The organism is Anaplasma bovis (assembly GCF_036903315.1).
GTDB lineage: Bacteria > Pseudomonadota > Alphaproteobacteria > Rickettsiales > Anaplasmataceae > Anaplasma > Anaplasma bovis.
In genome coordinates, this window is the sequence record NZ_JAWLNY010000004.1 from 25,525 (window position 1) to 34,691 (window position 9,167).

The following is a 9,167-nucleotide window of genomic DNA, read 5'->3' on the forward strand; positions in this document are numbered from 1 at the left end:
GCAAAGCGCGCTGCAATTTTGTGATAAGTGAATTAATCTTGCTGAAAGAGCACTTGCGACATCGAGTCCATGTCTTCTAGTATCTTTCCCACACCCATTGCAACACAATAAAGGGGATGATCAGCAACAGAAACAGGCAATTTGGTCTCTTCACTGATAACGTAATCAAGTTTTTTCAGCATTCCACCTCCTCCTGAAAGCGTTATACCACTTTCTACTATATCTGCCGATAATTCTGGGGGAGTACATTCAAGTGCTACTTTAACTGCTGATACTATTTGACCCACTATCTCGGTTAAGCTTTCCGCCACCTCGCGTTCAGATATCACTATTTCTCTAGGAATGCCAGTGCCTAAATCTCTTCCTTTTACAGTCATTTCTTCGCCATTGCCTTCTTCTGGTGTTGTAGCAGCGCCTATGCTCTTCTTTATCTTTTCTGCTGTAGCCTCTCCTATAAGAAGGTTATAGTTCTTCCTGACATAAGTGATTATAGCTTCATCCATAAGGTCGCCGCCGCTCCTTATAGATCTTGAATACACTATGCCTCCCAGTGAGGTAATCGCAATCTCGGTTGTGCCTCCTCCTACGTCGACTATCATAGATCCCTCAGCATGCATTACAGGAAGCCCAGAACCTATAGCAGCTGCCATAGATTCTTCCACTAAGAAAACGCGACCTGCTCCAGCGCATGCTGCGGCGTTATGTATAGCTCTTCTCTCTACGGGAGTAGAGCCAGATGGAACGCATATGACAATAGTGGGCCTATTGATACTCCTGTGCTTACTAACACTGCGGATGAAGAATTTTATCATTTCTTCTGCACACCTAAAATCTGCTATTACACCATCTTTTAAAGGGCGTACCGCTTCTATACTTTCAGGGGTTCTTCCAATCATCATCTTTGCTTTCGCTCCGAATGCGTGAGGAATATAACTATTGCCATCTTTTAATAATGCGACTACAGAAGGCTCATTCAACACGATGCCCTTTCCTTTTACGTATACCAAGGTGTTAGCCGTACCGAGGTCTATGGCAATGTCGCTTGCAATCCACCCATTACAGGTGAGAAAGTCCCTGAGTCGCTTTAGGGATTGCTTTATTTTACTAATGTAGGACAACAACGAGTTCATCATATGACAACCATGTACACAAAGCACTACCGCAGTTGGTGCGCCAATACAGCTATGGTATATACACTCATATACGCCATATAGCACGTTTTGAGTTTAATTTTTGTACCTATAGCTTAACATCAACTACAATATGCGACTACATGATAGTTATAAGAGTGCCCTATGTATAGTGCTAAATGTGGATGGATAAACATATGCAAGGGATATGGCATAAGTTCGGGGCAAGTTGTAAATAGGATAAAGAGGATACTGGGGTGTAAAGTTGGGCATGCTGGGACATTAGATCCCTTAGCCACGGGGGTTCTACCGATTGCCTTGGGAGAAGCAACAAAAACCATAAGCTATATAACCAATAATACTAAATCTTATGTAGTAACGGCACAATGGGGTATTCAGCGCTCCACAGATGACGCAGAGGGGGATATAGTGGATGTGAGTGCTATTCAGCCCACTTTATGCGACATAAACGAAGCAGTAAACGGCTTTATCGGAAAGATACAGCAAGTACCGCCAACTTTTTCTGCTATAAATGTTGGGGGAGTAAGGGCATATGACATTTCTAGAAGAGGGGGGATAGCTGAGCTAAAGCCACGAGAAGTAAATATTCAAGAAATAAAAATAACAGACTTTAATAGCCAGAAGAATGTCACGAGTTTTCTCATAACCTGCCACAAAGGAGTTTATATACGATCATTAGTAAGAGATTTAGGTGTTGTCCTAAAGTGTCTAGGCTATGTATCGAGACTGCATCGTAGGGTAGACGGAGTATTTTGTGAGGATGATAGCGTAACATTAGAAAGGTTAGAAGCGCTATATAAAGAAGGTAAGCTAGATAGCATAATAAAACCCATGAAGTTTGTTATGAAGGGAATTCCAGAAGTTGAAGTCGAGGAAAAAGCCGCTTCTGTCATAAAGAATGGTGGAAGCATCAGCTTAAAAGAGGTTAGCTTAAATGCCTTGTATACAGAAGAGAATTATGGTATGTGTTACCTAGTCAGCAGCATTGGTGGTCTTCCGGTAGCCATCTGTAGGGTGTCGGGTAGTGCTTTGCAGCCGGTGCGGGTTTTTAATTATTAATGGAAGGGAGGTCTCTGCGTTCATATGTCTATTACACCTGCTAGAAAGTCTGAGCTAATTTCTGAGTATGCCGTCAAAGAAGGCGACACTGGTTCTGCATATGTGCAGTGTGCTATCTTATCCGAAAGAATACGTAATCTCACTGAGCATCTCAAGATTCACAAGAAGGATTTTCATTGCAGGAGAGGTCTCATGGTTTTGGTGTGTAAAAGGCGCAAAAACCTTAGGTATGTAAAAGATAAGTATGGGAAGGATTCGTATTTAGACCTTGTGAAGAAGTTAGGTATAAGAGATGTGTTCCATTGAGGCATTATATGTAATTGGTCTTGATGGCTAAAAGATAGGAATTGTTATTATGTTTGATATCACTAGGAAGTCTATAGAGTGGGGAGATAGGTCTTTAGTTATGGAGACCGGTAAGATAGCGCGTCAGGCCGATGGAGCGGTTGTTGTAAGCTATGGAGGAACATCGGTACTGTCTACCATTGTGTATCAGAAAGCTAAAGAGTTGGTAGATTTCTTGCCGCTCACGGTTCAGTTTCTTGCTAAGGGTTATGTTGTAGGCAAGATTCCTGGAGGCTTTTTTAAAAGAGAGGGTAAGCCTTCGGATAGGGAAACCTTGATCTCTAGGTTGGTTGATAGGAGCTTAAGGCCGCTCTTTCCGACGGGGTTTTGCGATGAAGTGGCGATAGTATGTAACTTGTTATCCTACGATCCAAGTGGTCCTCCAGAGACTGTGGCTCTAATAGGGGCTGCCGCAGCTGTTGCGATTTCAGGGGTCCCCTTTGAAAGCACTGTTGCTGGAGCTAGGATTGGATATCATGCTGAGGAGAAGCGTTATATTCTCAATCCATCTGCGGATGATCTTAGTGTGAGTGCCTTAGACATGTTTTACGCTAGGACTGACACTTCAGTTCTTATGGTCGAATCTGAGGTTTCTGAGTTACCTGAAGACGTAATGTTGGGTGCGTTAAAGTTCGCTCATGAAAATTGTGAAAGTGTTATAGGGGCCATACGTGACTTTGCTAGTGACGTTGGAAGAACGAGTGGTGATTCTGGCTTTGTTCCTCACGACATAAGTGCTTTGATCTCTTCAATAGACAACAAGCGTGTTGAGGAATTTTCTGATGCATGTTCGGAAGTAAGTAAGAAGGTCAGGGTGCAAAAGCTAGAGGCTGCCAGGAGCGGGCTTTTTGCTGAATTGTCGGAGAAGTATTTTGCTGGCGGCAGTGGCGAGTACACTGAGCAGGATATACTTTTAGCTATCAAAACTTTTGAGAGAGACTTAATGCGCTCTAGGGTTTTGGATAGTGGAAAAAGGATCGATGGAAGGCGTTCTGATCAAATACGTAATATTGAGATTGAGATAGATTTGATTCAAAGGGCTCACGGTTCTGCGCTATTTACCAGAGGTGATACTCAGGCATTAGTTATTACTTCCTTGGGTACGCCGCAAGACGAGCAGATTGTGGATGGATTTGACGGTGATAAGAGGGAGAGATTTTTGTTACATTACAATTTCCCTCCATATGCTGTTGGGGAAGCTGCTGCGCTGCGCCCGCCAGGTAGGAGGGAGATAGGTCATGGAAAATTGGCATGGAGAGCTATTCATGCGGTTTTGCCATCGAAAACTGATTTTCCTTACACCATAAGAGTGGTTTCTGAGATTACGGAATCTGATGGGTCTTCTTCTATGGCTACAGTGTGTGGTGCATCGTTGGCTCTTATGGACACTGGGGTGCCGTTGAAAGCCTCTGTGGCTGGTATTGCTATGGGGCTTATTAAGGATGGTGATAAGTATATGATCTTGTCAGATATTCTTGGTGATGAAGATTGCCTTGGTGACATGGACTTTAAGGTTGCTGGTACCAGAGAAGGCATTACTGCGCTTCAGATGGATATGAAGATAAAGGGTATAGGGTTTGAGATTATAGAATCTGCCTTGTATCAGGCTAAAGAAGGTAGATTGCATATCATGGACAAGATGGAGGCTGTGATAAAGCAGTCTCGTGATGGGGTTCGCGAGAATGTTCCTAGGATGGAATCTATAGTTATAGACAAGAACAAAATAAAGAACGTCATAGGTAGTGGCGGCAAAAATATCAAAGGTATCTGCGAGAAAACTGGTGTAAAGATAGAGATTTCCCAGGAAGGTGTTGCCATGATATATGCTGTTGGCAAAGCAGCTATCGAAGAGGCTAAAAGTCTCATCTTGGGTATAGTATCTGAGCCTGAAGTTGGAAAGGTCTATAGTGGTGTAGTGAGCGAACTTGTAAAGCATGGAGCATTCATAACTTTTATGGGCTCTAGGAGAGGGTTCGTACATATAAGCGAGATAAAGAATGAGCATATAGAATCTGTTCATGACGTTCTCGCAGTTGGAGACAAAGTCAAGGTATTAGTCGTAGACGTTGATAGCAAGGATCATGTGCAGCTTTCCATTTATAGGGTGGATCAAGAAACCGGAGAGATTGTTGAGGGCATAGAACCATATGTGTCTCACCATAAGAGAGGAAATTTTTCCTCTTCTGATGCGGGGAGTGATAATTCAGCTTCTGGCTATAATAGTGATGGCGGCGTTGCTGCTTCTGGAGGAGCGAGAAGTGGGGCTCCTGCAGGTGGTGCTGCAAAAAGGCCTGATAGTAAGAGACGCGGAGCGATTGCTGGGGGCAATAGCAGATCTTCTCAGCCTCGTAGGCGTAGTAACCACACAGGTGGGGCTACATCGGCTCCTGCATCAGGTAACGGTGGGGCGCAGCAGCACAATACTACTAATGGTGGTAATAAGAAGTCTCCAAGGTTTTTCTAGGGCACCATGCCTTTTGGGGGTGGCAAGAGATCGGTGAGAGGGAATGCTGTTTCCTTCTCATCTGAATTGTTGTCAGAGGTCGCGCGGTTGTTAAGTGACAGGGTGGCCTTCTTGGTGCAGCCAAGCATGCGTGATGTGCTGGTGTTGGGTAGTAGGGATGGAAATGTGACGGCGCGTGTTCGTTCCTGCTTACCAGATGGATGTGTTATATACCAATGTGATGTCGCGTATTCTATAATCTGCACCACTCTTCAGTATGGGTATGGCATTGTCGTGAATGACGAGCACTTGCCTTTCAAAGACGAGAGTTTTGACTTTGTGGTTAGTAACCTGGTTCTCCATAATGTAACTGACCACTTGTCTGTGTTTCGCAAGACTTTTTCTATTTTGCGATGTGGAAGTGTATTTGTTGCCGCTCTTTTGGGTAGTAAAACTCTGTTGGGAATAAAGAAAGCGATGATAGCTGCAGATGGCGAGCGTATTGTTCCTAGAATCCAGTCTTTTAGTAGGGTGCATGATGTTATTGATTACATGCATTCGTGCGGTTTTGCAGACGTTGTTGCAGATATGAGTATTGTCGAAATGCAGTACAGAGATTTGTACCATTTATTCAGAGATATGAAAGATATTGGAGAGGAAAGTATCTTTTTGGAAAATGAATCGTTGTCTGAGTATGCAATTGGCAAAGCCTGGGACTCGTATAAAAAGTCTCTTTGCATGGAGTTAGCAGAAGTCGTTCCTGTGCAATTTGAGATTATTTTGGTAATGGGGAAAAAGAAGTAACATAGAATGATCACCGCTTCTTTTTGTTGCTGCTATTGTGCTTTTTCAAATCCTTGCCTTTAGAGGTAATGGGTAGTATTTAGATATTGCGCATTGTATTGTTTATTGGATGTATTGTGGATCAAGAATTAATAAGGAATTTTGCAATTATAGCCCATATAGACCATGGTAAGTCTACTTTAGCAGACAGATTGATAGAGGCCTGTAATGCCTTAGCCCAGAGGGATATGAAGGATCAGATTCTGGATTCCATGGATATAGAAAGAGAGCGTGGTATTACTATAAAGGCCCAAACTGTAAGATTGCAATACAGTGCTAATGATGGCAAAACCTATTGCTTAAACTTGGTTGATACACCGGGGCACGTTGATTTTTCGTATGAGGTAAGTAGGAGTTTAGCAGCGTGTGAGGGATCGCTGTTGGTGGTTGATAGTAGCCAAGGCGTTGAAGCGCAGACGTTGGCCAATGTTTATAAGGCAATAGATAATGACCACGAGATTATTACGGTACTAAATAAAATAGATTTAGCATCTTCTGATCCAGAACAAGTGAAGCAGCAAATAGAGTCGATTATAGGTCTTGATGCGAGCAGGGCGCTACTTGTCTCTGCGAAAACTGGCATTGGAATCCGCGATGTATTAGAAGCGATAGTTGAGAGATTGCCTGCTCCTGTAGGTGATTGTAATAAGCCATTGAAAGCGATATTGGTCGATAGTTGGTATGACACATATCTTGGAATTGTAATCTTAGTGCGTATTCATGATGGGGTACTTAGAAAGGGCACCAAGATTGCTATGCTCGCCACTGATACTGTCTACCAGGTTGATAATGTTGGTGTCTTTACCCCTTATAAAAAGATGGTAGATGAACTTCTCGTTGGTGAGATTGGATTTTTCACTGCGGGTATAAAGGAGCTTTCAGCCTGCAAGGTTGGGGACACCATAACTGAGGACGGCAACAGGTGTACTGAGGCCTTATCTGGATTTAGAACGGTGTGCCCAGTAGTATTTTGTAGTCTCTTTCCCGTGGATGCTGGGGACTTTGAACATCTTAGGGATGCTCTAGGAAAGCTGCAGCTTAACGATGCCAGTTTCACTTTTGATATGGAGAATTCTACGGCATTGGGATACGGGTTTAGATGTGGCTTTCTGGGTATGCTTCACTTAGAAGTTATACAAGAGAGGCTAGAGAGAGAATTTGACCTAGATCTAACCGCCACTGCTCCTAGTGTTGTGTATAGAGTAGCTGGAAAGAATGGTATCGTTACTGATATACATAATCCAAATGACCTTCCAGAAGCTCATGAGATTTTAAAAGTCGAAGAACCCTGGATCATGGCCACTATAATGGTCCCAGATCAGTATTTAGGTGCTATGCTTGCGCTGTGTAATGGGAAACGTGGGGAGAGGGTTGATTTATCTTATACTGGTAGTATGGCGCTCCTGCAATACAGGCTTCCATTGGCAGAAGTTGTATTTGATTTCTATGATAGATTGAAATCTTTGTCAAAGGGATATGCTAGCTTTGATTGGCATATGGATGAGTATAGAATTTCAGATATATCCAAGCTGACATTTTTAATAAATTCCGAACCTGTGGACGCACTTGCATGTATCATACATAAGTCTAAAGTGGAGTCGAGAGGAAGGGAAATTTGCGAAAGACTTAAAGATTTAATTCCTAGACAGCAGTATAAAATTGCAATACAGGCCGCTGTAGGATCGAAGATAGTTGCACGTGAAACTATTTCTCCTTATCGCAAGGATGTCACTGCAAAGGTTTATGGGCGCGATGTTACGAGAAAAATGAAACTCTTGGAGAAGCAGAAGAAAGGTAAGAAGCGTCTTAGAGCTATAGGAAATATAAATGTGCCACAGAGTGCTTTTATACAAGCATTAAAGGTAAAGGATTAAGTATTCAACCTAGTGTTGATTTTCCATGTCAGCTTTTAATTTAGATATAGCTAACAGATATATAAATATGGCTTTTTCAATATCTTAAAAGCGATAGTTAATCAAATTTATAAATATGTCCATTTCCTCATAACAGGCAGGTTTTGCATCATGGTATGTCTTGCGAAATACCATAAAAATTAAAAAATTAATAATTTAAGTTCCATAAAGCGCATAACTAGTATAAACAATAGGAACCTATATTGATTGAGTGAGAGGTGTTTTCATGAGTGGAAAAGGGGCCGTTGGTAGTAAGAAGTCTTCTAGATCATCAGGAATACAAGTTAGCGGGCTTCGACATACGGTAGAGGATGAGTCATGCATGGTTATTAGCAACGATATAAGAATGCTTTTGGACTCTGATAGGAGGTACATTAGAGTTGGGTCCGGCATAATTCTATTAACAATCATAGCGGCAAGTTCTGTAGTTGCTTTTTCAATATACAATTTGTACTTTCAGTTTCGCTTACAGGAAATGGGATTGAAGTCTGTTCCATACATAGCTTCCATAATCATAGTGTTGGCGATAAGTTCGGCTGCTGTCTGTGCTGTAGTTTACAATTCACCTCGTCTAGGGCGCATTAGGAGAGCATCAGAAGAAAATAGGAAATGGCTCATTAGTTGTAAGGAAGATATGGTAAGAAGTATGGTTGGCTCTATCGAGAGAAATGCAGATGTAATAAACGCAGGGAAGGAGGACATTAAAGGTATATATGCCGAGGAAGCAGCAATTGTTCGCAGGATAGAGGAATTGCGTAGCATTCATGAGTTATACAGCAAGGTTCACGAACTTAAAAAGATTAAAAGAGAAGCGATGGAGCGGTGTTTACATGAGGCTCATGAAGTTGTTGCTGCTATGAGAGACGACTTTAGCGCATCATCAGACTATTATGGGAAGTTACTTAATAATAAAAACACCATACGTGGTAACTTAAGAGAATCCATGGAGTTGGTTAGACGTAGTATCGCAAAATTAAATGCAGACAGGGCAGCTTTGACAGCAAAAAGGGAAGAATACAGGGCTGTGCTCGTGGATTTAGAGGTTGCAAGTGCTAAGGTCAACAGTTTACGGATTGAGAGGGGGGAAGACGCTGATCGTAGTCAACCGTCGTCCTCTGCTAAAATAGAGGAGAGAGAAGAGTATGAAGGGGCTTTGAAAGCCTATAATGATAAGAAAAAACTTTCGGATAAACTTTCCAAAGAAGTTGATGCAATGCAGTTGAGGGTTAGTGAATTAAAAAGAGATATAGATTTTTTAAATGATGACATTCGAGATATGAAGGCGGAGTTGGATGGTATCTCGGAGAAGATGGATAATGTGGAGAAATCCTTGACCGCAAGGGAAGCGAACTTTGGCGGCGCAATTGGGTTTAGAGACTCAATTTCTCAAGATCTCATGCTTGATCAGATAAA

General features: G+C 42.3%; 7 protein-coding genes. 6 read left to right on the forward strand and 1 reads right to left on the reverse strand.

The window, feature by feature from the left end:
- Positions 1–32 precede the first annotated feature (32 nt).
- The gene (locus R4I06_RS00885) at positions 33–1,133 is read right to left on the reverse strand and encodes a rod shape-determining protein (protein WP_334413613.1); all 1,101 of its coding nucleotides are present in this window, start codon (positions 1,131–1,133) and stop codon (positions 33–35) included.
- Positions 1,134–1,295: 162 nt separating this feature from the next.
- Between R4I06_RS00885 and truB the strand changes: the two genes are divergently transcribed.
- From truB to R4I06_RS00915, 6 genes are all read left to right on the forward strand, one after another.
- The gene (truB, locus tag R4I06_RS00890) at positions 1,296–2,210 is read left to right on the forward strand and encodes a tRNA pseudouridine(55) synthase TruB (RefSeq protein WP_334413614.1); all 915 of its coding nucleotides are present in this window, start codon (positions 1,296–1,298) and stop codon (positions 2,208–2,210) included.
- Positions 2,211–2,234: 24 nt separating this feature from the next.
- Complete coding sequence (rpsO, locus tag R4I06_RS00895; protein WP_334413615.1) at positions 2,235–2,516, forward strand: 30S ribosomal protein S15; 282 nt, start codon at positions 2,235–2,237, stop codon at positions 2,514–2,516.
- Positions 2,517–2,565: 49 nt separating this feature from the next.
- A complete protein-coding gene (gene pnp, locus R4I06_RS00900) occupies positions 2,566–5,019 on the forward strand; it encodes a polyribonucleotide nucleotidyltransferase (RefSeq protein WP_334413616.1) in 2,454 nt (817 codons plus the stop codon).
- A 6-nt stretch (positions 5,020–5,025) separates the two neighbouring features.
- A complete protein-coding gene (locus R4I06_RS00905) occupies positions 5,026–5,802 on the forward strand; it encodes a methyltransferase domain-containing protein (RefSeq protein WP_334413617.1) in 777 nt (258 codons plus the stop codon).
- Positions 5,803–5,918: 116 nt separating this feature from the next.
- Entirely contained in the window at positions 5,919–7,715 is a 1,797-nt protein-coding gene (lepA, locus tag R4I06_RS00910; RefSeq protein ID WP_334413618.1) for a translation elongation factor 4, read from the forward strand.
- Between the two features lie 265 nt (positions 7,716–7,980).
- The coding region (locus R4I06_RS00915) for a hypothetical protein (RefSeq protein ID WP_334413619.1) at positions 7,981–9,167 on the forward strand (1,187 nt) is incomplete at its 3' end.